Source organism: Oleiphilus sp. HI0117 (assembly GCF_001635235.1).
In genome coordinates this window covers 1-470 of the sequence record NZ_LWGA01001323.1, presented here as the reverse complement: position 1 = coordinate 470, position 470 = coordinate 1, and the positions used below count along the sequence as shown (strand labels likewise).

The window sequence follows — 470 nt, the reverse complement described above, 5'->3', positions numbered from 1 at the left end:
GTGGATAGGTTTATGTTTTCCTGGGCTGAAAACGTTCTTAATGATAACCCACTTTCAAGCCACTTCTTAACAATGGCTTCTTTAAACTCTTTTGAATAATGCTTCACTCATATTCTCTTACCGCCTCCTATTCAATTATTAAAAATTAACAGAGGCGACAACTATCCTGACACAGGGGGTTTTGGTCGACGTACAGAATATTTACTACACGACCAGACAAGCCTATGGCCGCCATTTTGATTACAATGCATTTTGGGCAAAGGTGACCCAAAATCGACACGTCGTTAATGCCGTGGCCTATGCAACGGAGCCCGCAGATGAAAAACAGAGACAGTTTCAGAATATACTTAGAGCGATAGGGTTTAAGGTAAAGTTGAAGCCCTACATTCAGCGCGCTGACGGCTCTGCTAAAGCTGATTGGGATGTCGGTATCACACTCGATGCTATGGAGTTTGCGGCACACAGTGACA

At 43.6% G+C, this 470-nt stretch carries 1 protein-coding gene; it reads left to right on the top strand.

Annotated features, from left to right (window positions below; translation table 11 throughout):
* Positions 1–181: 181 nt before the first annotated feature.
* Positions 182–470, top strand: a 289-nt coding sequence (locus A3757_RS22930; RefSeq protein WP_369819597.1) for an NYN domain-containing protein, incomplete at its 3' end; no start/stop codon positions are given.